We start from the raw sequence: 23,777 nt of genomic DNA, 5'->3' as shown, positions 1-23,777 counted from the left end.
GTCAGGGGGCTCCGGGGGCGGGCGGCAGTCCGCCCCCGGAGCCGTGGCCACCGTCGCCGCGAAAGGGCAGCATGCCGCCGATCATCCTCATGAGCGATCCCCGGATCGTCGACATCCCGGTCCGTGAGTGCGGCGAACCCCTCGTCGACCTGCGGCAGTTGCCGTTCGTGGATGTCGACGACCGGCTCGCCGACGCGGCCGGTGCCTACGCCCAGCTGCGCGAGGGCGTCGCCTGGCGCCTGGCCCGCGCGGCCCGGCTGCTGCCCGAGGGGCTGCGCCTTCTGGTCACCGAGGGGTATCGGCCGCTGCCCCTGCAGATCCAGTACTTCGACGCGTACGCCGCCGAGCTCAGACTGGCCCACCCCGACTGGACCGAGGACCACCTCCACCGGCAGGCCAGCCGCTCCCTGTCACCCCCCGACGTCGGCCCGCACGTCGCGGGCGCCGCCGTCGACCTGACCCTGGCCACCACCTCGGGTACCGAACTCGACCTCGGCACCCCCGTGAACGCCAGCCCCGAGGAGAGCGACGGCGCCTGCTACACGCAGACCGACCGCATCTCCGCCGACGCCCGCGCGCACCGCCGCACCCTCGCTGCCGCCCTCGGCACGGCCGGGCTGGTCAACTACCCGACCGAGTGGTGGCACTGGTCCTACGGCGACCGCTACTGGGCCCACACGACGGGCGCCGACGCGGCCCACTACGGCCCCGTCACGCACGGCTGACCCCACACCCCGTCCCGAGCCGTGATACTCGACTGTCCACGATGCGGAACAGAGTTGTCAGGCCGGGGCGGGCGCGGAAAGGATGCCGGACATGGCCCCCGTACTCGTATCCCGTCGTCACGTGGATCTGCTGCGTGTCGCGAGCATGCAGTGTCGGGCCATCTCCCGCCGTACGCCCGGCTGTTGACAGGCTCCGCCCGGCTGCCGGTCGACCGCTGAGCCGTCCCCGCGGGCGCGCCGTTCCGCGCCCCTGACGCGACCCCTCCCGTACGGCAGCTCCGCCGCTCCCACGCGTGCGACCGACGCCCGTCCCGCTCGCTTTCCGCCGGTGACGTGCCACCCCCTGCCCGCCGCACCCTGACCGCGCGCCGCCGTGCGCGCCCCGCCGAGGTACCTCCATGCCCGAAAGCCCCCTGCTGCACTGGTTCCTGCCCACGGGCGGTGACGGCCGCGACCCCGGCGGCGTCACCGCCGTCCAGTCCAGGACCGCCGCCGCGACCCGGCGCCCCGCCGACATCGGCTATCTCGCCCAGGTCGCGCGCGCCGCCGAACAGGCCGGATTCCACTCGCTGTTGACGCCCGTGGGGCTCGGCTGCGCCGACCCGTGGATCCTCACCTCGGCGCTCGCCCAGCACACCGACCGCATCGGCTTCCTCGTCGCGTTCCGCGCGGGCCTCGCCAGCCCCACCCTCGTCGCCCAACAGGCCGACGCCTTCCGCCGGTTCGCGGGCGGGCGCGTCGCGCTCAACGTGGTGACCGGCGGTGACCCGGCCGAACAGCGCGCCTACGGCGACGACTTGGCGCACGACGACCGCTACGCCCGCACCGACGAGATCATGGCCGTGCTCCGCGACCTGCTCGACGGCAAGCCCGTCACCCACGACGGCACCCACCTGCACATCGCGGGCGCCCGGCTCACCGACCCCGCCGCCCAGCACCTCGTCCCGCTCTACTTCGGCGGCGCTTCCCCCGCCGCCGAACAGGTCGCCGCCCGCCGCGCCGACGTGCAGCTCCTGTGGGGCGAACCGCCCGCCGCCGTCGGCGAGCGCATCACACGGCTGCGCGACCGGGCCGCCGCCGCGGGCCGCACGCTCCGCTACGGACTCCGCCTCCACGTCATCAGCCGCGACACCGCCGACGAAGCCTGGGCGGAGGCCGACCGCATCCTCTCCCGCCTCGACCCCGAGGCCGTGCGCGCCAGCCAGGAGCGGTTCGCCCGCATGGACTCCACAGGGCAGGCCCGCATGACCGCCCTGCACGGCGGCGCGCACTCCGCACACTCCGCGCTCACCGTCGCGCCCAACCTCTGGGCGGGCATCGGCCTCGTGCGCGAGGGCGCGGGCACGGCGCTCGTCGGCTCCCACGACGAGGTCGCCGAGCGCCTCTACGAATACCGGGCCCTGGGTGTCGACGAGTTCATCCTCTCCGGCTACCCGCACCTCGAAGAGGCGTACCGCGTCGGCGAAGAGGTCGCGCCACGGCTGCGCGCACTGGTCGACGGGGGCCGGGCGTGAACCTCACGGACGAGACCACCGGCAGCGTCACGGACGAGACCACCGACCGTTCGAAGAAGACGGACCGGACGGAGAAGGCGGCGCAGCCGGTCGGTCCGGGCCCGTCGTCCGCCGCCCCACCCCGCCGTGGCGGCCCCCGCCTCGCCGCCCTGCGCTGGCTCGCCCTGCGCGCCGTGGCCCTCGCCGTGCTGCTCGCCGCCTGGCAGCTGGTCGTCGTGGCCGAGGTGTGGCCGCGCGTCCTGGTGCCCGCGCCCGGCGACGTCTGGCACCAGTTCGTGCTCGCCTCCACGACGCACGACGGCGTCCGCGGCTACAGCGGCCACCTCCTGATCGAACACCTCGGGGTGAGCCTGCGCCGCATCGGCATCGGCACCGGCTACGCGGTCCTGGTGGGCGTCCCGCTCGGCCTGCTCATCGGCGTGGTGCGCCCGCTCGCGGTGGTCCTCGAACCCGCCGTCACCTTCCTGCGCACCCTGCCCCCGCTCGCGTATCTCTCCCTCCTCGTCATCTGGTTCGGCATCGACGAGGCCCCCAAGATCTGGCTCCTGATCATCGCGGCGCTGCCGCCCATCGCCGCCGCCACGGCGGCCGCAGTGCGCACCGTGCCGGGCCAACTGGTCGAGGCTGCGCGGTCGTTGGGGGCCGGCCCGGTCTCGCTGCTCCTGTCGGTGCGGCTGCCGGCCGCGCTGCCGGAGATCCTGACCGGCATACGGATCGCCGTCGGCGTCGCGTACACGTCGGTCGTCGCGGCCGAGACCGTCAACGGAGTCCCCGGCATCGGCGGCATGATCCGCGACGCCCAGCGCTACAACCAGACGGCCGTCGTCATCGTCGGCATCCTCGCCATCGGCCTCTCCGGCATCCTCCTGGATGCCTTGCTCAGGGCGGTCGAACGGCTCACGGTCCCCTGGCGCAGCCGCGCCTGACTCTTCCCCCCTTCCCCTCACTTCCTCCCGACCCCCCTTCCCCCCTTCCCCCGTTCCTCCTTTCCTCGTACCTCCTCAACTCCCCTTCCCCTGGAGCCCGTTCATGCCGTCACTCACCCGTCGTACCGCACTCCTGGCCGGGGCCGCCGCCCTGACCGCCCTGTCCGCGACCGGCTGCGGATACGGCGGGTCCTCCGACAGCGCGGGCGGCGGCGGGAAGACCCAGGTGCGGATCGCCTACCAGTCGATCCCCAACGCCGACCTGGTGGTCAAGAACCAGCGGCTGTTGGAGAAGGCGCTGCCCGACGCCGACGTGCGGTGGGTGAAGTTCGACTCGGGCGCCGATGTGAACACCGCCGTCATCGCGGGCTCCGTGGACCTCGGCCTCGCGGGGTCCAGCCCCCTCACCAAGGGCCTCTCCCAGCCCCTCGACATCCCCTACAAGGTGCTGTGGATCCACGACCTCATCGGCGAGAACGAGGCCCTGGTCGCGAAGAAGGGCATCGCCTCGGTCAAGCAGCTCAAGGGCAAGAAGATCGCGACGCCCTTCGGGTCCACCGCGCACTACTCGTTGCTCGCCGCGCTCGACGAGGCCGGGGTGAAGGCCGGGCAGGCGGACATCGTCGACCTGCAGCCGCAGGACGCGCTGAGCGCATGGCGGCGCGGCGACGTCGACGCCGCCTACGTGTGGACGCCGACGCTCGACGACCTCAAGAAGGACGGCACGGTGCTGATATCCAGCCGCGAGCTGGCGGGGCGCGGCAAGCCCACCGCCGACCTGGGCTTCGTCACCGACGCGTTCGCGGCGAAGCACCCCGAGATCGTCACGGCCTGGCTGAAGGCGGAGGACCGGGCGGTCAAGCAGGCCGAGGCGGACCCGGACAAGGCGGCGGAGTCGATCGGCAAGGAGCTGAACCTGCCCCCGGCCGAGGCGAAGAAGCAGCTGGCCCAGCTGGTGCTCCTGACGGCCAAGGAGCAGACGTCGCCGAAGTACCTGGGCAGGCCGGGAGCGCCGGGCGCGTTCGCCGGGCACCTGCGGGACGCGGCGGTCTTCCTCAAGGGGCAGAAGGCCGTGGACGCGGTGCCCGGCCGCTCCGCCTTCGAGAAGGCCCTCGCAGTGAAGGAGCTGTCCCGTGCCGCAGGCTGACACGTCCGCAAGGGCTGACACGTCCGTGACGAAGCCTGACACGTCCGTGACGCAGGCTGACACGTCCGTACGGAGCGCAGAGGCCATCGCCCTGGACGGGGTGACCGTCCGCTACGGGAGCGAGGCCCGAGGCGCGCTGCGTCGGGCCCGGGGCGAAGGACGGACGCCCACGCCCGCCGCGGTCGAGAACGTCTCCCTCACCGTGTCCGAGGGCGAGTTCGTGGTCCTGGTCGGGCCGTCCGGGTGCGGCAAGACGACCCTGCTGCGGCTGGTCGCCGGGTTCGAGGGGGCGGCGTCGGGCACGGCACGCGTACGGGGCGGCGCGCCGGTGCCCGGCCGGGGCACGGGCGTGGTCTTTCAGCAGCCCCGGCTCTTCCCGTGGCGCACGGTCGGCGGCAACATCGCGTTCGCGCTGGCCCGCCACGGCGTGCCGAGGCGGCTGCGGCGCGCGCGAACCGAGGAACTCCTCGCCCGCGTCGGCCTCACCGGCATGGCGCGCCGCCGCACCTGGGAGCTGTCGGGCGGCCAGCAACAGCGCGTGGCGATCGCCCGCGCGCTGGCCTCGGAGCCCGAACTCCTCCTCATGGACGAGCCGTTCGCGGCCCTGGACGCCCTCACCCGCGAACGCCTCCAGGAAGAGGTCCGCACCCTCGCCGCCACGACCGGCACCACGGTGCTGTTCGTGACCCACTCCGCGGAGGAGGCGGTCCTCCTGGGCTCCCGGGTCCTGGTGATGGCGGGCGGCCCCGGTCGCATCGTGACGGAACTCCCGGTCGACCTGGACCGTGCGCCGGACACCGACCCGGGGGTGCTGCGCGCGACGGCCGCGTTCGCGCGGCTGCGGGGTGAGGTGGTGGAGGCGGTGCGGGCGGCGGCCGCGGCTTCCGGCACCTGAACGTTCAGGCCGCCACCGCGCGTTCCCGTGCCCGGCCTGTGTCCGCTTCGTTGCTGCGCGCGGCCTGTGTCCGTTTCGTTGCCGTGCTGCCGCGCGTGGCCTGCGTCCGCCCCGCCGCCGCGCACAGCCCGCGTCCGGCCTGTGCGCAGCCCCTGGCAGTGCCCGGCGCGGCGCTCGCCCGCACACCGAAAGGCCGGCCTCCGCCCGTACGAGCGGAAGCCGGCCAGGTCGTGTCGGGGGACCTACTGCTGCCCGGACGCGTCCTTCGCGGACCTCTCCGCCTTCTCGGCCTGCTCCGCGTGCTTCGCCTTGATGCGGACGGTCTCCTTGCGGACCTCGGCCTGCGTGGCGCGCTCCTTCTGCAGCCACTCCGGCGCTTCCTGCTTCAGCGCCTCGATCTGCTCGGTGGTGAGCGGCTCGGTGATCCCGCCGCGGGCGAGGCCCGAGATGGAGACGCCGAGCTTGGCCGCCACCACCGGGCGGGGGTGCGGGCCGTTGGCCCGCAGTTCGCGCAGCCACTCCGGGGGGTCGGCCTGGAGGGCGTTCAGCTCGGTGCGCGAGACGACACCCTCCTGGAACTCTGCGGGGGTGGCCTCGAGGTACACACCCAGCTTCTTCGCCGCGGTCGCGGGCTTCATGGTCTGGGCGGTCTGGTGCGACGTCATGCATCAAGGGTAACGAGCGCGTGCGCCGCCGCTGACCAGGGCGGGTAGCCTGGCGAGGTGACAGGCTCGGACGTTCCCCCGCCCTCTTCCCCCGCTTCGCCCGCCCCCGGAGCCGTACCCGCGGCGCCGTCCTTCCGGCTCGCGTACGTCCCCGGGGTGACGCCCGCGAAGTGGGTGCGGATCTGGAAGGAGCGGCTGCCGGACATTCCCCTGGAGCTCGTCCAGGTGACCGCGGCCGCGTCGTACGGGCTGCTGCGCGAGGGCGGCGCCGACGCGGGCTTCGTGCGCCTCCCGGTCGACCGGGACGACCTCAGCGCGATCCCGCTCTACACCGAGACGACCGTGGTCGTGGTCCCCAAGGACCACCTCTTCGCGGCGGCCGACGAGCTGACCTCCGAGGAGCTGGCCGACGAGATCCTGCTGCACCCCCTGGACGACGTGCTCGACTGGGCGGGCCCCCCGGGCAAGCCCGCCCACGCCCGCCCCGACACGACCGCCGACGCCATCGAACTGGTGGCGGCGGGCATCGGCCTCCTCGTGGTCCCCCAGTCCCTGGCCCGCCTGCACCACCGCAAGGACCTCACCTACCGGCCGCTCCTGGACGCCCCCGAGTCGCGCGTCGCCCTGTCGTGGCCCGCCGACGCCACCACCGACCAGGTGGAGGACTTCATCGGCATCGTCCGCGGCCGCACCGTGAACAGCAGCCGGGGCCGCGCCAAGGAGGAGCCCGCGGCGAAGAAGCCCGCCGACAGGCAGTCCGCCGCCAAGGCGAAGAGCAAGCCCGCGCGCGGCGGTTCCGGACGCCCGAGCGGCGGCAGGTCCGGCGGGAGCGGCAAGGGCGGGAAGAGCGGCAAGGCCGCCAAGAGCAGCCGGAGCGGCAGGCCGCGGCGCCGCTCGTAGCCAGGGCTCGGGGCACCGCGGCCCCGGGGCGGCCTGGGCGGCCTGGGCGGTCGGCGCGGTCGGCGCGGTCGGGGCGGTCGTGGCGGAATCCCCCCATCGACCGCTCCCGCCACGGGAAGTACGCTCGACGATCATGAGCACCGTGCCGATGATCCAGACGATCCACGACGTCTCCGTCCTGATGTGCGCCGCCGAGGGCGAGCCCATCGCCGCCGAGCGCGACGCCCTGGATCTCATCGGCGACGCCGGCTACCAGGGCGCCGAGTGGGTCGTGGTCCCCGCCGGGCGGTTCGCGCCGGACTTCTTCGAGCTGAGCACCCGGATCGCGGGGGACATCATCCAGAAGTTCGTCCAGTACCGGGTGCGGCTCGCCGTCGTCGGCGACATCTCCCCGTACACGGAGGCGAGTTCGGCGCTGACGGACTTCGTGCGGGAGTGCAACCGGGGGCAGCAGACCTGGTTCCTGCCCGACACCGACGCGCTGGCGGAGCGCCTGAAGGGCGAGTGACCCGCAAGGGCTGGGTCAGCGCCCCGGCGCCCCCGCCCGCAGCCCGTCGATGACCAGATCCATCAGCCGGCCCGCCCGGGCCTCCCAGTCGCCCTGCGGGTCGATCTGCCAGAGCCCGGCGATGGCCAGCATGAAGTCGTCTGCGCTCACCCCGGGGCGAATCGTTCCGGCCTTCTCGTTCGCGTCCAGGAGCAGCGTGACGGCCGCGGTCAGCGGGCCGTGGCCGAGGCCCTTCAACGTGCCGTGCGCGCTGGTGACGTTGCGCAACGCGCCCAGCAGGCCCGCCTTCGCCATCGCGTACTGCGTGAGGCGGTCCATCCACTCGCGCAGGGCCTGGTCCGGCGGCCGGGTCCGCAGGAGCTGCTCGGCGGTCTCGGACACCTGGTGGACCTCGTAGCGGTAGACCTCCAGGACGAGGGCCTCGCGGTTGGGGAAGTGGCGGTAGATCGTGCCCTGCCCGACCCCGGCCTTCTTCGCGATCGCGCTCAGCGGGGCGTCCGCCGAGCGCGTCAGCTCCGCGAGCGCCACCTCGAGGATGCGCTCGCGGTTGCGCTGCGCGTCCGAGCGCAGGGGTGCGTCGTTTTTCCGCCGCACGCGTCCTCCTCCGGGAAAGTGTGCCGGGCCGCCCTTGATAAGCGGACAGTTGTCCGTTAGGTTCTTGTAGCGGACAGCTGTCCGGTTGACTCCACCATAGCGGCACCCGCGGCTGGAAAGAGCCCCCCAGCCCGCCCCTTCCCTTTTTCTCCTCTTCCCCCTGTCGCCGTTGCTCCCCTTCGCCCCAGCCCTCGCCCGACATTCGCGAAAGAAGGCTGTTCATGGCCCCCTCGACGTCCAGCGCCATCACTTTGCAGGTGAACGGCGAGAAGCACACCCTGCCCGTCGACCATCGCACCACCCTGCTCGACGCACTGCGCGAGCGCCTTGATCTGACCGGCACCAAGAAGGGCTGCGACCAAGGCCAGTGCGGTGCCTGCACCGTGCTGGTCGACGGCCGCCGCACCGTCTCCTGTCTGCAGTTCGCCGTGGCTGCCGAGGGTCGCGAGATCACCACCATCGAAGGCGTGGCGGAAGGCGGCCAACTGCACCCCGTCCAGCAGGCGTTCCTCGATCTGGACGGCTACCAGTGCGGCTACTGCACGCCCGGCCAGATCTGTTCGGCCCTCGGTGTCATCGAGGAGCACGCGGCGGGCTGGCCCAGCGCCGCCACCGCCGATGTGCGGCCCGAGGCCGGCCCGGCGCCGCTGACCGCCGAGGAGATCCGCGAGCGCATGAGCGGCAACCTCTGCCGCTGCGGCGCCTATGTGTCCATCGTGCAGGCCGTCGCACGGGCGGCCGAGGCCGCGGAGCAGGGCGAAGACGGCGCAGACGGCGAAGACAAGGTCAAGGAGGCCGCGGCGTGAGGGAGTTCGACTACCAGCGGGCGCAGGACGTCTCCGGCGCGGTCGCGCTGCTCGGCGCCGACCCGGAGGCCCGCTTCCTCGGCGGCGGCACCAACCTCGTCGACCTGATGAAGAGCGGCGTCGAGCGGCCCGGTCGCCTCGTCGACGTCCGCGAACTGCCCCTGGACCGGATCGAGTCGACCGCGGCCGGCGGCCTGCGCATCGGCGCGACGGTCACCAACAGCGACCTGGCCGCCCACCCCGAAGTCCGGCGCCGCTACCCGGCGTTGACACAGGCCGTGCTCGCGGGCGCCTCCGGGCAGCTGCGCAACATGGCGACGGTCGGCGGGAATCTGCTCCAGCGCACCCGCTGCGGCTACTTCGCCGATGTGGCCAAGCCGTGCAACAAGCGCGTCCCGGGCAGCGGCTGCCCCGCCGTCGAGGGCGAGCACCGCAATCACGCCATCCTCGGCGCCTCCGGGCACTGCGTGGCCGTCCACCCCTCCGACATGGGCGTGGCCCTGGCCGCCTTCGACGCGGTCGTGGAGTACGAAACGGAGTCCGGGCCGGGCGAGTTGGCGCTCACGGACTTCTACCTGCCCGTCGGCGACACCCCGCACCTGGAGACGGCGCTGCCGCCGGGCGCGCTCGTCACCGCCGTCACCCTGCCCCCGGCGCCCGCAGCCGCGTCCCGCTACCGCAAGGTGCGCGAACGCGCCTCGTACGCCTTCGCGATCGGCTCCGTGGCCGCCGCCCTCGACATCCAAGGCGGTGTCGTACGGGAGGCCCGGCTCGCCCTCGGCGCCGTCGCCTCCCGGCCGTGGCGCGCCCACGCCGCCGAGGCGCTGCTCACCGGCGGCCCGGCCGACGCCACCGCGTACGCCGCCGCGGCGGACGCCGAACTGGCCGCCGCCCAGCCCCTGCCCGACAACGGCTACAAGGTGACGCTGCTGCGCAACCTGATCGTGGCCGTGCTGACCGAACTCACCGAGGAGGCGGCCCGATGACAGCTCCGTCGGCACCGAGCACCCCGACCGGCGCGACCGGCACGACGACCGCGGCCCGCCCCTCCGGCGTGACGGGAGCCGTCGGCACCGCCCGCACCCGCGTCGAGGGCGTCGAGAAGGTGACCGGCGCGGCCCGGTACGCGGGGGAGATCCCCTTCGCCGAACTCGCCCACGGCTGGATGGTGTTGTCGACCATCGCCCGTGGCCGGATCCGCGCGGTGCACACGGAGCCCGTCGAGGCGATGCCGGGCGTCCTCACCGTCCTGCACCACGGCGACGCGCCCCGCCTCGAAACCGACTACATCGGCGCGCTCGGCCGCCCCGACCCGATCGTGCGGATCTTCCAGGACGATCGCGTGCCGTTCGTGGGCTGGCCGGTGGCGCTGGTCGTCGCCGAGACCTCCGAGCAGGCCAGGGAGGCCGCCGAGGCACTGGTCGTCGAGTACGAGGAGGAGCCGCACGACGTCTCCTTCTCCGCAGGACGGCCCGGCACCTACACCCCCGAGAACCCCGGCTTCGACGCGGACACCCTCAAGGGCGACCTGGCGGCCCAACTCGCCGCGTCCGCCCATGTCGTGGACGCCCGCTACACCACACCCGAAGAGCACCACAGCTCGATGGAGCCGCACGCGGCCACGGCCCGCTGGGACAGCGGCCGCCTGGAGATCGTGGACTCGAACCAGGGCAGCCGCTGGGTGGCCGACGAACTCGCCAAGCTGTTCTCGCTCGACCCGGACTCGGTGCGGGTGCGCTCCGAACACGTCGGCGGGGCCTTCGGGTCGAAGGGTCCGCGCGCGCACCAGATCCTCGCCGCGATGGCCGCGACCGCGCTGCAGCGCCCGGTCCGGGTCGTCACGACGCGGCGGCAGATGTTCTCCCTCGTCGGCTACCGCAGCCCCACCGCGCAGCGGGTCCGGCTCGGCGCCGACGCCGACGGACGGCTGCGCGCGCTCAGCCACGAGGCGCAGAACCTCACGTCGTCGATGCACGAGTTCATCGAGACGAGCGCCGCGCTGGGCCGCGTCCTGTACGACGCGGAGGCCCACCACACGGCCCACCGCGTCGTCCGCCTCGACGTGCCGACGCCGACGTGGATGCGTGCCCCGGGTGAGGCGCCGGGCTCGTTCGCCCTGGAGTCGGCGCTGGACGAGCTCGCCGAGAAGTGCGGCGTCGACCCGATCGCGCTGCGCGTCCGCAACGAACCGGACGTGGGCCCCGTCTCGGGCCTGCCGTTCAACAGCCGCAATGTGCTGGCCTGTTTCGAGGAGGGCGCGCGCCGGTTCGGCTGGTCCGCGCGCGACCCGCGTCCCGGTATCCGCCGCGAGGGGCGCTGGCTGCTCGGCACCGGCACGGCCGCCGCCACCTACACCTCGGGCGTCGCCCCGTCCACGGCGTCGGTGACCGCCGAGACGGACGGCGGCTTCACGGTGCGGATCACCGCGGCGGACGTCGGCACCGGCGCCCGCACCGCGCTCACCCAGATCGCGGCGGACGCCCTCGAAGTGGCGCCCGAGCGCGTCCATGTGCGCATCGCGGACAGCGACTTCGGGCCCGCCTGGGTCGCCGGCGGCTCCATGGGCACCCGCTCGTGGGGGTGGGCGGTCATGCACGCCGCCCGCGAACTGCGCTCCCAGCTCGCCGTGAACGCGGAGATCCCGCCCCAGGGCCTCACCGTCCGCGCGGACAGCGCCGAGGCCATCGCCGCGCTGCCGCCGCAGGAGCGGCACTCGTTCGGCGCGCAGTTCGCCGAGGTCGCCGTCGACACCGCCACCGGCGAGGTCCGGGTGCGGCGCATGCTGGGCATCTTCGCGGCGGGCCGGATCGTCAACCCGCTGACGGCGCGCAGCCAGTTGATCGGCGGCATGACGTGGGGCCTGTCCATGGCGCTGCACGAGGAGGCGGTCCGCGACCGGAGGTCCGGCGCCCATGTCGGCCCGGACTTCGGCAACTACCACGTCGCGGCCAACGCCGACGTGCCGCTCATCGAGGCGGACTGGGTGGACGACCCGATCCCGGGCGACCCGGTCGGTGTGAAGGGCATCGGCGAGATCGGCATCGTCGGGGCCGCCGCGGCCATCGCCAACGCGGTCTGGCACGCGACCGGCGTCCGCCACCGCGACCTGCCGATCCGGCCGGACCGCGTCCTCGACGCGGCCCGCCCGCGCTCCGGCTCCGCCGAGGACGGCGATGCTTGACATCGCCGCCGAGCTGCATCAATGGGCCGAGGAGGGCCGGGAGTTCGCCGTCGCCACCGTCGTGTCGGTGGGCGGCAGCGCACCCCGCCCGCCCGGCGCGGCCCTCGCCGTCGACGCCGCGGGCACGGTCATCGGCTCGGTCTCCGGCGGCTGCGTGGAAGGTGCGGTCTACGAGCTGTGCGAGCAGGCGCTGCGGGACGGCGAGACGGTCCGTGCGTCGTTCGGCTACAGCGACGAGGACGCCTTCGCGGTCGGACTCACCTGTGGCGGCGTCATCGATGTCGTGGTGACGCCGGTCGGCGCGGCCGCCCCGGCCCGCTCCGTGTACGCGGCGGCCCTCGCGGCCGCCGCCCGGGGCGGGGCGGCCGCGCTCGCCCGCGTGGTGCGGGGCCCGGCCGAACTGCTCGGCGCCGCGCTCCTGGTCCAGGAGGACGGCACGTACGAGGGCACGTTCGGCGGCACGGCGGAACTCGACCGGGCGACGGCGGCCGAGGCCCGCGACCTGCTCGCGGCGGGCCGCACCGGCACCGTCGACCTCTCGGAGAGCGGATCGCGGTGCGAGGACGCCGAGTTGACGGTCCTCGTCGAGGCCAGCGTGCCGCCGCCCCGCATGATCGTGTTCGGCGCCGTCGACTTCGCCGCCGCCCTCGTCCGGGTCGGCAAGTTCCTCGGCTACCACGTCACGGTGTGCGACGCCCGGACCGTCTTCGCGACCCGGGCCCGCTTCCCCGACGCCGACGAGATCGTGGTCGACTGGCCGCACCGCTATCTGCGGCGCACCACGACCGACGCCCGCACGGTGCTGTGCGTGCTCACCCATGACGCCAAGTTCGATGTGCCCCTGCTGGCGGACGCCCTGCGCCTGCCCGTCGCGTTCGTCGGCGCCATGGGCTCCCGGCGCACGCACGAGGACCGCAACCGCAGGCTGCGCGAAGTCGGCGTCACCGAGGCCGAGTTGGCCCGGCTGCGGTCCCCGATCGGGCTCGACCTGGGTGCCCGTACGCCCGAGGAGACCGCCCTGTCGATCGCCGCGGAGATCGTCGCGGACCGGCAGGGCGGCACGGGTGCGCCGCTGACCGGCTCGGACCGGCCGATCCACCGCACGGGCACCGGGGGAGAGGGAGCGGTACGGGGCGTGGCCTGACCCAGGCCCCGCCCCGTACCCCCGTACGCTCTCGGCGCTTGCCGACCGTCACATGTGGACGACCGGTGCCCCGTCGGCATCCTGCTGCTGCACACCCCGCCGGTAGAGCAGGAACGCGATGACGGCACCGGCGGCGAAGAACCCGGCCGACCACCAGAAGGCGGTCGTGTAGCTCTCGATCGTCGACTGGGCCCTGGCGAGCTTGTCGGCGGGGTTCTTGTCCGTCATGTACCTGGTGGCGGCGCTGGCGGCCAGGGTGTTCAGGAGCGCGGTGCCGATCGAACCGCCCACCTGCTGCATGGTGTTGACCGTGGCGGAGGCCACGCCCGCGTCCGCCGCGGCGACGCCGCTGGTGGCCATCGCCATCGCGGGCGGCATCACGACGCCGAGGCCCGCACCGATGAGGATCAGCTGCGGCAGCACGGCCGAGGCGTAGCTGGAGGTCAGGCCGATGCCGGTGAGCCAGGCCATGCCGACGGTGGCGAGGGCGAAGCCCGCGGGGATGACGGCCTTGGGCCCGATGCGCGGCACCAGGATGGTCGTGGCGACCTGCGCCATCACCATCATCGCGGCGACCATCGGCAGGAAGGCGAGGCCCGTCTTCGTCGGGCTGAAGCCGAGGTTGAGCTGCAGGTAGTAGGTGAGGAACAGGAAGACGCCGAACATGCCCGCGCCGGTGATCAGGACGGCCACGAACGAGGCCCCCCGGTTGCGGTCGAGCAGCACGCGCAGCGGCAGCAGCGGGTGCGCGGCGCGCGTCTGCCACCAGGTGAACGCGGCGAGCAGCAGACCGCCGGCGATCAGGAAGCCCCAGGTCTGCGGCGAGCTCCAGTCGTGCGTCTCGGCGTTGGAGAAGCCGTAGACCAGCGAGAACAGTCCGGCCGACACCAGCACGGTGCCGGGCAGGTCCAGCTTGGCGCCCGCCGCGTCCCGGTGGTTGCCGAGCAGCATCCAGGCACCGGCGAAGGCGACGACGGCGAAGACCAGGTTGACGTAGAGGGTCCAGCGCCAGTCGAGCGCGTCCGTGAGGATGCCGCCGAGCAGCAGGCCGACCGCGCCTCCGGCACCGGCGATCGCGCCGTAGACGCTGAACGCCTTGGCGCGCTCCTTGGCGTCGGTGAACGTCGTGTTGAGCAGGGAGAGCGCGGCGGGCGCGAGCAGCGCGCCGAAGACGCCCTGGAGTGCGCGGGCGGTCACCAGCATCCCGAAGCTGTTCGCGGCGCCGCCGAGCACCGAGGCCCCGGCGAACCCGGCGACGCCGACGAGGAAGGCGGGCTTGCGGCCGAAGAGGTCCGCTATGCGGCCGCCGAGCAGCAGCAGGGAGGCGAAGGCGAGCGCGTACGCGGTGACGATCCACTGCCGGTTGCCGTCCGAGAAGCCGAGGTCGGCCTGGGCGGAGGGCAGGGCGATGTTCACGATGGTGGCGTCGAGGACCACCATCAGCTGCGCGATGCCGATGACACCGAGGATCCACCAGCGCTTGCCCGACTGCTGTGCCGGGGACTGCTCCTGCCCCGGCGGGGCGGTGACGGTGCCCGTGGGGGCGCCGTCGGTCACGGACTGCGTCATGAAGCCACTCCAGGGAGGGTCGTTCACCGGGCGCCGCCTAGTGAACGAAACGGTTTCGTACCCGTCGAGCATAGCCCATCACCGAAACGACATGGTTTCGATAAGGGGTGTGAGGTGGCTTACTCCGCGCGGGCGCCCTCAGGCGCGCACACCGCTCTCAGGCGCCCACGGTGCCGTCGACGCCCTCGCGCAGGAAGTCCGCGTGTCCGTTGTGGCGCCCGTACTCCAGGAGTACGTGCACCATCACCATCCGCAGCGACACGTCCTCGCCCCAGCGGGGCTGGTGCCCGACGAGGTCGAGGGAGGCGGCCTCCCGTTCGATGCGGCGCGAGTTCTCCACCTCGGCCTCCCAGGCCGCGAACGCCTCCTGGCGGGTGGACGCCGACGCGTCGTACGCCGCCTGGAAGTCGATCGTGTCGGACCAGACCATGGGCGCGTCGTTGTCCTCGAACACGCGCCGGAACCAGGCGCGTTCCACCTCCGCCAGGTGCCGCACCAGGCCGAGCAGCGACAGCGTCGACGGCGGCATCGACTGCTGCCGCAGCTCCTCGTCGCCGAGCCCCTCGCACTTCATCGCGAGGGTCGCCCGGTGGTAGTCGAGGAAGGCCCGCAGCGTCTCGCGCTCGTCGCCCATGCTGGGTGGTCCCGTGCGGTGGTCCGTGGTCACTGGCGGTGCTCCTCGTTCGTGCCGTCGTTGAGGGCGAATGTAAGCGCGGCGCCCACGCCGTCCCTAGGAGGGGTCCTTGGTGGCCCGCTCCAGCGCCGCCGCGATGCGCGCGACGTCGGACTCCTCGGTGCGCCAGTTGCTGAACGCGGCGCGCAGGGCGGGCACGCCCCCGTATTCCGTGGGTGTCATGAAGACCTCGTCGGAGAGCTCGCGGGCGAGGGCGGCGAGGCGCTGCGGGGTGGGGCCGGCGGCCAGCGTGAAGCAGACGACGTTCAGGCGGACCGGGGCGAGCAGCCGCAGTCCGGGCAGGTCCTCGATCGCCCGGCCGAGGGCGCGGGCGCCCGCCGCGCAGCGCTCGACGATCTCCCGGTGGCCCTCCCTGCCGTACGCGCGCAGCGTGAACCAGGCCGCGAGGGCGCGCAGGCGGCGGGAGTTCTCCGGCGTCAGGTGGACCAGGTCGGGGCGTTCGCCCAGCGGGCCCAGATAGGCGGCGGCGTTCTGGAACACGCGGGCCTGCAGGTCGCGGCGGCGGGTGAACTGCACGGCGCTGTCGTAGGGGACGTTCAGCCACTTGTGCAGGTCCACGCAGACCGAGTCCGCGCGCCCGAGCCCGGCCACCAGGTGTGCGTGGGCGGGGGAGAGGGCGGCGAACGCGCCGAACGCGGCGTCCACGTGCAGCCAGCACCCGTACCGGTCGCGGAGGTCGGCCAGCGCCTGCAGGTCGTCGAAGTCGACGGTGTTGACGGTGCCCGCGTTCGCCACGATGATGCACGGCCCGCGCAGCGCGGCCTCCAGCGCCGCCGGGTCGACCGCCTCACGGCCCGGCAGGGTCGGCACCTGCACCAGCGAGGCGCGCCCCAGACCGAGGGCCGCGAGGCTCTTGGCGATGCTGGAGTGCGGGCTACCCGACACGACGCGCACCGGGCCGAGCGCCGTCACCCCCTCCTCGGCGACCGAGACGCCGCGCCGCTCCCCGAGCCACTCCCGGGCGATGGCGAGGCCCACCGTGTTGGACAGGGTGGCGCCGCTGACGAAGGCGCCCTCGTGCGCGTCCGGCAGGCCGAAGAGGTCGCGCAGCCAGCCCACCGTCTCGCGTTCGAGCTGGGGACCTGCGGGGTCGAGCGAGGACGTGGGGTTCTGGTCGAGGGCGGCGGTCAGCCAGTCGCCGGCGAGGGCGGCCGGGGTCGCGCCCCCGGTGACGAACCCGAGGTAGCGCGGACCCGCGCCGGCCGAGAGACCCGGCTCCCACCGCTCGGCGAACGCGTCGAGCGCGGCGGTGAGCCCGCCCGCACCCTCCGGGAGCGCGACGGGCTCGGGGGCCTGCCACTCCGGCACGACCGGCCGCTGTGCGAGCGAGCCGAGCAGGGCGGTGGCATGCCGCCGCGTGGTGTCCAGGTGCTGCGGCAACTGGTCGAGATCGGCGGCGAGTCGGGGGTGCACGCGGGCTCCGTTCGTCGGGCGCGGAGGAGGGCTCCGGCCAGCGGGTACGGGGTGCAGGCTAGGCCGCGCGCACGCCGGGGCGCCTGGGCCAATCGGAGGCAGGTGGCCTCTTCGTCCCCCTCTCCGTGCCTAGGGTCGGAGAGGAGGGAGTTCCGGCGGCGGGACTCGACGGAGAGCGAGGAGCCGAGCCGTGGCGCAGCAGGACGCGGAACAGGACAAGGAGCAGATCAGGGCCCTGGTCGAGGAGTGGGCCCGCGCGGTGCACCGGGGCGATCTGCCGGGTGTGCTGGCCGACCACGCCGAGGACATCGTGATGTTCGACGTGCCGCCGCCGCAGGACGGGGTCCGGGGCCTGGACGCGTATCGCGCGGTGTGGCCGCCGTTCTTCGCGTGGCAGGCCCAGGGCGCCTGCTTCGACATCGTCGCGCTCGACGTCACCGCGGGCGCCGAAGTCGCCTACGCCCACGCCCTGTTGCGCTGCGGCACCCCCGACGAGCTGGCCGCGCGCCCGGAGCAGCGGCTGCGGCTCACCCTCGGGCTGCGCAAGGAGGAGGGGCGCTGGGTCGTGGCCCATGAGCACCACTCGTTCCCGTACGAGTCCCTGGAGGGCTGAGCGCGAGTTCCGGGCGGGTGGGGAGCCGCACCCTGAGCGTGCCCCGAGTCGCTCCGCCCGGCTACCCGGCCGAGCGGACGATGTCGTACGCGGTCATGGCGGCCGCGAGGCGGCGGGCGTCGTCGGGGACGGTCGGGTCGTAGCCGGTGAGGACCTGGATGCGGCCGAGGCGGTACGTGAGGGTGTTGCGGTGGACGGTGAGCGCGGCCGCCGCCTCGCCGCGCCGGTAGCCGCACTGGATGAACTCCCGCAGCGTGTCCACGAGATGGGCGTGCCGGGCCAGCGGCGCGAGGGTGTCGGCCAGGGCCGAGCGGGCGGGGCCCGGCCGGGCGAGCTGGTACTCGATGGCGAGGTCGGCGAGCCGGTAGCGGCCGGGCGGGCGCCGCAAGTGCTCGGCGAGGGAGAGGACTTCGGTGGCCTCGGCGTGGGCGGCGGGGATCGCGTCGTGGTGCGGGGCGAGGGCGGAGGCGGCGGTGCAGGGCGTGGCTGCGGCCCTCTCCAGGCGGGCCAGGAGCGCGGCCACGGCGTCCCCCTGCCGCTCGCCTGCCCGCCTCTGGTCTGCTGATTGCTCGTCCGCCGGGACGAGGAGGACGCCGCCGTCTCCCTTGAAGGTCGCCAACACCTCGGGGGACAGGTCGAGTTCGGAGCGGATGGCCCGCAGCCCGTCCGTGCCGACCCGCCCCCGGCTCCGGCCGCGGGCCGGACCCGATCGCGTGGCCGACGGGGGTTCGGGGATCCGCCAGACCACCACCTCGTAGCGGTCGGCGAGGGTGCGCCCGTACCGCTCGGCGGCCCGGCGCGCGGGCCGCCCCGCGAGCAGCGTCCCGGCAAGCCCCTGGCGGTGCTCGCGCAACTCCCAGTCCAGATGGGCTCGTTCACGCAGATACGCCTCCGCGACGCGCGGCACCACCGCGCCGAGGAAGTCGAGGAGCCGCTCGGCCAGCAGATCCGGGTCGATGCCCACGCCGGGCTCGGCCCGTACGAGCCGCCATGCCTCGCGGGCGCCCAGCGGATAGATCCGCAGGACGGCGTGGAGCGGCACCCCGTCCCTGGCCCGCTCCGCACCCCAGGCGATGGGCGCGTCCAACTCCTCCTGCGTGGGCGGGCGTCCCTCCCCGGCCGTGGTGACGAAGAGCCGCAGCACCGCCTCGGTGTTGGCCACCAGGTCGCCGTCGAGCACGTGCGCGGGCAGCTCCCGGTAGTCGGGGATCTCGGTGACGCAGCGGGCGGCCGCGGCGGCGGCGATGGCGCCGACGCGGGGGAGCAGTGCGGCCAGCCCGGAGGGGGGTTGGGGTCCGAGCCCGGCCTCCGGCCCCATCGCTTCGCTCTTCGAGGCGGCATCCATCCCCGCATTGTCACCGTGCACAAACGCGGCGGGAAGCCTTCTGCGCGTACCGCCAAGGGACAGCGGGGCCGTGCGGGGGCCATTCTGTGCAGCCGGACAGTACCGGCCGGTCACCCACCCGCTGCCGTCGCCCTCACGAAAGGACCTCCCATGGCGCGCACCCCCCGGGTCCCTCGCTGGCTAGCCCGCACGGGCCTCGCCCTGACCCTCGTTCTCGGCGCGGCCCTGCCCGCGACCGCGACCGACGGTCCGGCCAAGGCCGCCACCGGCGGCATCAACGACTTCTCCTGCAAGCCCGGTTCGGCCCACCCCGAACCCGTCGTGCTGCTCCACGGCACCTTCGCCACCTGGTACGAGGACATCAACTTCCTCCAGGCGGACCTCGCCGCCCGCGGCTACTGCACCTTCGCCCTCACCTACGGCGCTTACCCCGAGTTCCCGCTGGTCGGCGGGCTCAAGCCGGTCGCCGAGTCGAACGTCGAGATCAAGGAGTACGTGGAGAAGGTGCGGGAGCGCACCGGGGCCGCCAAGGTCGACGTCGTCGGGCACTCCGAGGGCGGTCTGCAGTCGCTGTACCTGGCGAAGATGCAGGGAATCCAGTCCCACATCAAGCGCGTCGTGGCCATCGCCCCGCCCACGCACGGCACCGACGCGGCGGGCCTGGTGAAGCTCGGCGACAAGATCCTCGGGCGCGGCACCCTCGACACGATCGTGGCGAAGCTCGGCTTCCCGGTCCTGTCCGACGAGTTCCCCGGCGGCCCCGCCGTCAAGGCCCTCAACGACGGCCCGGTGGCCCAGCCCGGCATCGCGTACACCATCATCACCTCGCGCTACGACGAGATCGTCACGCCGCCGGAGACCTCGTTCGTCCGCGAGCCGGGCGTCACCAACCAGTACGTGCAGGACTTCTGCCCCCTCGACCCGGTCGGCCACATCGGCGAGGCGTACGACCTGAACGTCTGGCACCTCGTCCGCAACGCGCTCGACCCCGAGCACGCGACGCCCATCAAGGTGTGCGCGGTCGGCTCACCCGGCTGAGCCCGCCCCCCGCCGCCCATCCGCCGTCCACCCGTCGTCCGACCTGGCCGAAACGCGTCCGGGCCGCCCGGCCGCCCTGCTTATGCTCGCGGTATGTCAGATCAGCGAGTTGTCATCGTGACCGGCGGGGGTACAGGGATCGGGGCGGCCACCGCGCGCGGCCTGCGGGCGGCCGGGGACCGGGTCGTGGTCTCGGGGCGGCGGCCCGAACCGCTGCGCCGCATCGCCGAGGAGACCGGCGCCCTCGCGCACCCCTCCGACGCCGGTGACCCCGACGAGGTGGCGGGCCTCGTGGAGGCGGCCGTCTCCACCTACGGGCGGATCGACGGCCTGGTCCTCAACGCCGGTGTCGGGCGCAGCGGCGCGGTCGGCGACCTGTCGGACGAGGACTGGGACCTGGTCCTGCGCACCAACCTGACCGGGCCGTTCCTGCTGCTGCGCGCCGCGCTGCCGCACCTGCTGGCGGCGCGCGGCTCCGTGGTGGCGGTCGCCTCGGTCGCGGCGCTGCGCAACGGCGTCGCCAACGCCGCGTACGCGACGTCCAAGGCGGCCCTGCTCCAGCTGTGCCGTTCGCTCGCCGTCGACTACGGACGGCAGGGCCTGCGCGCCAACACCGTCTGCCCCAGCTGGGTGCGCACGGAGATGGCCGACGGGCGGATGGAGCGGTTCGCACGGGAGGCGGGGCTCGGGGACGGCGGCGCCGACGCGGCGTACGAGGAGGCGACCCGGCTCACCCCGGCGGGCCGTCCCGGTGCGCCCGAGGAGGTCGCGGAGGCGATCGCCTGGCTCCTGTCGCCCGCCGCGTCCTACGTGAACGGCGCCACGCTCACCGTCGACGGCGGCGTCACGGCCCTGGACCCCGGCACGGCCGCCTTCGAGTTCAGCGTGCGCCCGCGCGCGGAGGGCTGACGCCACCTCAGAGGGCCCCCGGGGACGGCCGGTTCAGACAGGCAGGCGGTCGGCCACCGACACGGAGAGCTCGCGCAGCGCGTGCGTCGCGTGCTCAGCCGTCTCCGGGGCGAGGCGCCGGAACAGCTCCTGCTGGGCGGCGCTCGTATTGCGGACGGCCTCTTCGGAGAAGGTCAGCCCGGCATCGGTGAGCTGCACCCAGGTGACCCGGCCGTCCCACTCGTCCGGGCGCCGCACCACCAGGCCGCGCACCGACAGCTGCTTGAGGATCTTCGAGGTGCCGCCCGAGGTGATCGGCAGCTCGTTGACGATCTGGCTCGGCCGCATCCGGAAGGGATTGCCGGCCCGGCGCAGGGCCACGAGCGTGTGGTACTCGGCGACGGTCAGTTTGAGCTTGTTCAGCTCGCGGGTCGTCACGTCGTCCAGGGCGGTGGACAAGAGCATGATCCGGCTGGCCAGCTCCGTGGTCGGCCCGACCGCGTCCGGCAATTCACGCCGCCACGCCCTGACCACGTCGTCGATCCGGTCCGTCCGCCGTTCCACTCGGCCTCCTTCTGCGCCGGCTCCCGCGGCTGCCGCCCCGGGGCTCTCGTCGCCGCATGCTAGCGCCGCAAGAAAGCTATCTGGACAGCTACTTGAGGGCGGTACGCCCAAGCTGGTGACAGTGCGCCGAAGCGCTTGACAGGGGGTGGGCGGACCTTGGCGGAGACGCGACGGCCCAGGGGCCGCGATGTGGCGTAGGTCATGGTCCGGCGCCGTCGTGACCGGCAGGCCCTAGGGTGCGGGAGAACGATCAGACGGCGAAGGGGAGTCGGGCCGATGAGCGAGCGTGCGGAGCGGGCCGGGGCGGGCCGGGGGACCGGGTTCTTCACATCCGTGGACGACGTCGCCGAGCGGCTCGCCGAGGCCGGGTACCTCGCCTCCACGGCCGTCGCCACCACCGTGTTCCTCGCCGACCGGCTCGGCAAGCCGCTCCTCGTGGAGGGCCCCGCGGGCGTCGGCAAGACCGAACTCGCCAAGGCCGTGGCCCAGGTGGGCGCCGCACGCCTGGTGCGGCTGCAGTGCTACGAGGGCATCGACGAGTCCCGAGCCCTGTACGAGTGGAACCACGCCAAGCAGCTGCTGCGCATCACCGCGGGCCGCGACGAGAGCTGGGACGAGACCCGCACCGACATCTTCAGCGACGAGTTCCTGCTCACCCGCCCGCTGCTGACCGCCATCACCGGCGACGAGCCGACGGTGCTGCTCATCGACGAGACCGACAAGGCCGACGTCGAGGTGGAGGGCCTCCTCCTGGAAGTGCTCAGCGACTTCCAGGTGACCGTCCCCGAGCTCGGCACCATCGCCGCGACGCGGCACCCCTTCACGGTCCTCACCTCCAACGCGACCCGCGAGCTCTCCGAGGCCCTGCGCCGCCGCTGCCTCTTCCTCCATCTGGACTTCCCCGACGCCGAGTTGGAGCAGCGCATCGTACGGATGAAGGTGCCGGGCCTGGACGACGTGCTGAGCGAGTCCCTGGTCCGCGTGGTCGGCGCGCTGCGCGCGATGGAGCTGCGCAAGGCGCCCTCGGTCGCCGAGACGATCGACTGGGCGCGGACCCTGCTCGCGCTGGGAGCGGACACCCTCGACGAGGCCGTGGTGCAGAGCAGCCTCGGCGTGATCCTCAAACACCAGGAGGACGTCGTGAAGGCGAGTGCGAAACTGACGCTCGCATGACCGAGGACGGAGCAGGCGCTCGCACGACCGGGGCCGGAGCCGACGCTCCCGCGGTCACCGAGGCCGAGGCCGACGCTCCCGCGGTCACCGAGGCGCCGCTCACCGGGCGCCTCACCGGCCTCGTGCGGGCGCTGCGCGGGCACGGCATCCGGATCGGGCCCGGCGAGACCGTCGACGCGGCCGCCGTCCTGGAGGTCCTCGGCCTCGCCGACCGGGAGCGGATCCGCGAGGGCCTCGCCGCCGCCCTGCTGCGGGCCGATCGCCAGCGCGCCGTGTTCGACGCGACCTTCGAGCTGTACTTCCCGCTCGGCGTGGGCACCCCGGAGGGCGCGCGGACCACGCCCGAAGCCGACCGCGACACGATCCGCGACCGCCTCGCCGAGGCCCTGGCCGCGAACGACCAGGCCGCCCTGACCCGGCTCGCGGGCGAGGCCGTGAACGCGCTCGGCGGCTACGGCTCGACGCCCGGCGCGGACGGCTGGTCCGCCCACCAGACGCTCAGCAGGCTGCGCCCGGAGACCCTGCTGGCCCGCGTCCTCGCGGCGCTGCGGGAGGGCGAGCGGCCGGATGACGCCGAGGCCGACGTCACGGAGCGGATCGAGGCCGACGAGATCCGCCGCCGCATCCAGGACTTCCGCGCCCGCGTCGGCGTCGAGGCCCGCAGGCGCGTCGCCGAGCGCCGTGGCACCGACCGCATCGCTCAGCTCGCCGTCGCGCCCAGCGCCGACCAGGTGGACTTCCTCGTCGCGGGCCGCGAGCAGGTCGCCGAACTGCGGCGCGCCGTCCAGCCGTTGGCCCGCAAACTCGCCACCCGGCTCGCCGCCCGCCGCCGCAGGGCCGCCCGCGGCCAGATCGACGTCCGCCGCACCCTGCGCCGCTCCCTGTCCACCGGCGGCGTCCCCCTCCGCCCCGCCTACCGCAGACACCGCCCCGCACGCCCCGAGATCGTGCTGCTCTGCGACATGTCGGGGTCGGTGGCGGGCTTCGCCGGCTTCACGATGCTGCTGGTGCAGGCGATGCGGGACCAGTTCAGCAAGGTGCGGGTCTTCGCCTTCGTCAACCGCACCGACGAGGTGACCGGGTTGATCACCACGGGCGCCGCCGACCCCGCCGAACTCGGCCGCCGCATCCTCACCGAGGCCACCCTCTGCGGCTACCACGGCAGCAGCGACTACGGCGCCGCCCTCGGCGAGTTCACCGACCGCCACCTGGGCGCGGTCGGCCCCCGTACCTCCGTGCTGATCCTCGGCGACGCCCGCACCAACGGCTTCGACCCCAACCTCCCGGCCCTGCGCGAGATCGTGGCCAGGGCCCGCCGCGTGCACTGGCTCAACCCGGAGCGCCCCGCCCTGTGGGGCAGCGGCGACTCGGCCGCCCCCGCCTACGCCGAGGCCGTCGCCATGCACCCCTGCCGCAACGCCCGCCGCCTCAGCGAACTCGTCGCCCGGCTGCTGCCGGTCTGAGCCGCCGACCCC

General features: G+C 73.9%; 24 protein-coding genes. 17 read left to right on the top strand and 7 right to left on the bottom strand.

Annotated features, from left to right (window positions below):
- Positions 1–71 precede the first annotated feature (71 nt).
- The 6 genes from ACFWYM_RS08870 to ACFWYM_RS08845 all read left to right on the top strand — a co-directional run bounded on the left by ACFWYM_RS08870 (position 72) and on the right by ACFWYM_RS08845 (position 5,207).
- The gene (locus tag ACFWYM_RS08870) at positions 72–725 is read left to right on the top strand and encodes a M15 family metallopeptidase (RefSeq protein ID WP_384832231.1); all 654 of its coding nucleotides are present in this window, start codon (positions 72–74) and stop codon (positions 723–725) included.
- Between the two features lie 82 nt (positions 726–807).
- The gene (locus tag ACFWYM_RS08865) at positions 808–912 is read left to right on the top strand and encodes a putative leader peptide (protein ID WP_384832228.1); all 105 of its coding nucleotides are present in this window, start codon (positions 808–810) and stop codon (positions 910–912) included.
- A 211-nt stretch (positions 913–1,123) separates the two neighbouring features.
- On the top strand, positions 1,124–2,239 hold the full coding sequence (locus ACFWYM_RS08860) for an LLM class flavin-dependent oxidoreductase (protein WP_384832225.1): 1,116 nt from the start codon (positions 1,124–1,126) through the stop codon (positions 2,237–2,239).
- Positions 2,236–3,165, top strand: coding sequence for an ABC transporter permease (locus ACFWYM_RS08855; RefSeq protein ID WP_384832222.1), 930 nt, complete (start codon positions 2,236–2,238; stop codon positions 3,163–3,165). Before ACFWYM_RS08860 ends, ACFWYM_RS08855 begins: the two co-directional genes overlap by 4 nt.
- A 103-nt stretch (positions 3,166–3,268) precedes the next feature.
- Positions 3,269–4,312, top strand: coding sequence for a glycine betaine ABC transporter substrate-binding protein (locus ACFWYM_RS08850; RefSeq protein WP_384832219.1), 1,044 nt, complete (start codon positions 3,269–3,271; stop codon positions 4,310–4,312).
- A gap of 25 nt (positions 4,313–4,337) precedes the next feature.
- Positions 4,338–5,207 carry an ABC transporter ATP-binding protein gene (locus ACFWYM_RS08845; RefSeq protein WP_384832216.1) on the top strand — a complete coding sequence of 290 codons (870 nt, stop codon included), beginning with the start codon at positions 4,338–4,340 and terminating at the stop codon, positions 5,205–5,207.
- A gap of 242 nt (positions 5,208–5,449) precedes the next feature.
- Here the strand turns inward: ACFWYM_RS08845 and ACFWYM_RS08840 are convergent, their stop codons facing one another.
- Complete coding sequence (locus ACFWYM_RS08840; RefSeq protein WP_384832213.1) at positions 5,450–5,872, bottom strand: DUF5997 family protein; 423 nt, start codon at positions 5,870–5,872, stop codon at positions 5,450–5,452.
- Between the two features lie 57 nt (positions 5,873–5,929).
- Here ACFWYM_RS08840 and ACFWYM_RS08835 point away from each other — a divergent pair, with 57 nt between their 5' ends.
- Both ACFWYM_RS08835 and ACFWYM_RS08830 read left to right on the top strand, forming a co-directional pair.
- On the top strand, positions 5,930–6,772 hold the full coding sequence (locus tag ACFWYM_RS08835) for a LysR family transcriptional regulator substrate-binding protein (protein ID WP_384832210.1): 843 nt from the start codon (positions 5,930–5,932) through the stop codon (positions 6,770–6,772).
- Positions 6,773–6,905: 133 nt separating this feature from the next.
- Entirely contained in the window at positions 6,906–7,280 is a 375-nt protein-coding gene (locus tag ACFWYM_RS08830; RefSeq protein ID WP_384832207.1) for a DUF4180 domain-containing protein, read from the top strand.
- A 15-nt stretch (positions 7,281–7,295) separates the two neighbouring features.
- Here ACFWYM_RS08830 and ACFWYM_RS08825 read toward each other — a convergent pair whose 3' ends face one another.
- Positions 7,296–7,874 carry a TetR/AcrR family transcriptional regulator gene (locus tag ACFWYM_RS08825; protein ID WP_384832204.1) on the bottom strand — a complete coding sequence of 193 codons (579 nt, stop codon included), beginning with the start codon at positions 7,872–7,874 and terminating at the stop codon, positions 7,296–7,298.
- Between the two features lie 221 nt (positions 7,875–8,095).
- On the opposite strand from ACFWYM_RS08825, the gene ACFWYM_RS08820 reads away from it, so the two are divergent.
- From ACFWYM_RS08820 to ACFWYM_RS08805, 4 genes are read left to right on the top strand one after another with little or no spacing between them, the layout of a single operon-like run.
- On the top strand, positions 8,096–8,680 hold the full coding sequence (locus ACFWYM_RS08820; RefSeq protein ID WP_384832201.1) for a (2Fe-2S)-binding protein: 585 nt from the start codon (positions 8,096–8,098) through the stop codon (positions 8,678–8,680).
- Positions 8,677–9,666, top strand: coding sequence for an FAD binding domain-containing protein (locus tag ACFWYM_RS08815; RefSeq protein ID WP_384832198.1), 990 nt, complete (start codon positions 8,677–8,679; stop codon positions 9,664–9,666). Before ACFWYM_RS08820 ends, ACFWYM_RS08815 begins: the two co-directional genes overlap by 4 nt.
- Positions 9,663–11,861 (top strand): xanthine dehydrogenase family protein molybdopterin-binding subunit, encoded by a 2,199-nt coding sequence (locus tag ACFWYM_RS08810; RefSeq protein WP_384832195.1) that lies wholly within the window; start codon positions 9,663–9,665, stop codon positions 11,859–11,861. The genes ACFWYM_RS08815 and ACFWYM_RS08810 overlap by 4 nt, the downstream gene beginning before the upstream one ends.
- Positions 11,854–13,005, top strand: a complete 1,152-nt coding sequence (locus ACFWYM_RS08805) for an XdhC family protein (RefSeq protein ID WP_384832192.1) — start codon at positions 11,854–11,856, stop codon at positions 13,003–13,005. The genes ACFWYM_RS08810 and ACFWYM_RS08805 overlap by 8 nt, the downstream gene beginning before the upstream one ends.
- 48 nt (positions 13,006–13,053) lie before the next feature.
- On the opposite strand, the gene ACFWYM_RS08800 is transcribed toward ACFWYM_RS08805, so the two are convergent.
- From ACFWYM_RS08800 to ACFWYM_RS08790, 3 genes are all read right to left on the bottom strand, one after another.
- Entirely contained in the window at positions 13,054–14,574 is a 1,521-nt protein-coding gene (locus ACFWYM_RS08800) for an MFS transporter (protein ID WP_384832189.1), read from the bottom strand.
- A gap of 157 nt (positions 14,575–14,731) precedes the next feature.
- Entirely contained in the window at positions 14,732–15,241 is a 510-nt protein-coding gene (locus ACFWYM_RS08795) for a DinB family protein (protein ID WP_384832186.1), read from the bottom strand.
- Positions 15,242–15,304: 63 nt separating this feature from the next.
- Positions 15,305–16,681, bottom strand: a complete 1,377-nt coding sequence (locus ACFWYM_RS08790; protein WP_384832183.1) for a pyridoxal phosphate-dependent decarboxylase family protein — start codon at positions 16,679–16,681, stop codon at positions 15,305–15,307.
- 190 nt (positions 16,682–16,871) lie between these two features.
- On the opposite strand from ACFWYM_RS08790, the gene ACFWYM_RS08785 reads away from it, so the two are divergent.
- Positions 16,872–17,294 carry a YybH family protein gene (locus tag ACFWYM_RS08785; RefSeq protein ID WP_384832180.1) on the top strand — a complete coding sequence of 141 codons (423 nt, stop codon included), beginning with the start codon at positions 16,872–16,874 and terminating at the stop codon, positions 17,292–17,294.
- Between the two features lie 61 nt (positions 17,295–17,355).
- On the opposite strand, the gene ACFWYM_RS08780 is transcribed toward ACFWYM_RS08785, so the two are convergent.
- Entirely contained in the window at positions 17,356–18,639 is a 1,284-nt protein-coding gene (locus tag ACFWYM_RS08780; RefSeq protein ID WP_384832177.1) for a PucR family transcriptional regulator, read from the bottom strand.
- Between the two features lie 150 nt (positions 18,640–18,789).
- On the opposite strand from ACFWYM_RS08780, the gene ACFWYM_RS08775 reads away from it, so the two are divergent.
- Together ACFWYM_RS08775 and ACFWYM_RS08770 are read left to right on the top strand one after the other, a co-directional pair.
- The gene (locus ACFWYM_RS08775; protein ID WP_384832174.1) at positions 18,790–19,677 is read left to right on the top strand and encodes an esterase/lipase family protein; all 888 of its coding nucleotides are present in this window, start codon (positions 18,790–18,792) and stop codon (positions 19,675–19,677) included.
- A 93-nt stretch (positions 19,678–19,770) separates the two neighbouring features.
- On the top strand, positions 19,771–20,586 hold the full coding sequence (locus tag ACFWYM_RS08770) for an SDR family NAD(P)-dependent oxidoreductase (protein ID WP_384832171.1): 816 nt from the start codon (positions 19,771–19,773) through the stop codon (positions 20,584–20,586).
- A gap of 33 nt (positions 20,587–20,619) precedes the next feature.
- Here the strand turns inward: ACFWYM_RS08770 and ACFWYM_RS08765 are convergent, their stop codons facing one another.
- Positions 20,620–21,129: a MarR family winged helix-turn-helix transcriptional regulator gene (locus ACFWYM_RS08765; RefSeq protein ID WP_384832168.1), complete on the bottom strand. Its 510-nt coding sequence runs from the start codon at positions 21,127–21,129 to the stop codon at positions 20,620–20,622.
- Between the two features lie 276 nt (positions 21,130–21,405).
- On the opposite strand from ACFWYM_RS08765, the gene ACFWYM_RS08760 reads away from it, so the two are divergent.
- Complete coding sequence (locus ACFWYM_RS08760) at positions 21,406–22,302, top strand: AAA family ATPase (RefSeq protein ID WP_384832165.1); 897 nt, start codon at positions 21,406–21,408, stop codon at positions 22,300–22,302.
- On the top strand, positions 22,299–23,765 hold the full coding sequence (locus tag ACFWYM_RS08755; protein WP_384832162.1) for a VWA domain-containing protein: 1,467 nt from the start codon (positions 22,299–22,301) through the stop codon (positions 23,763–23,765). The genes ACFWYM_RS08760 and ACFWYM_RS08755 overlap by 4 nt, the downstream gene beginning before the upstream one ends.
- The last annotated feature ends 12 nt before the right edge of the window (positions 23,766–23,777 follow it).

This window comes from Streptomyces sp. NPDC059009 (assembly GCF_042740175.1).
In the GTDB taxonomy this organism is placed as follows: Bacteria; Actinomycetota; Actinomycetes; order Streptomycetales; family Streptomycetaceae; genus Streptomyces.
Note: the sequence above shows the minus strand (reverse complement) of the source record. Positions and strands in the feature narration are given on the sequence as shown.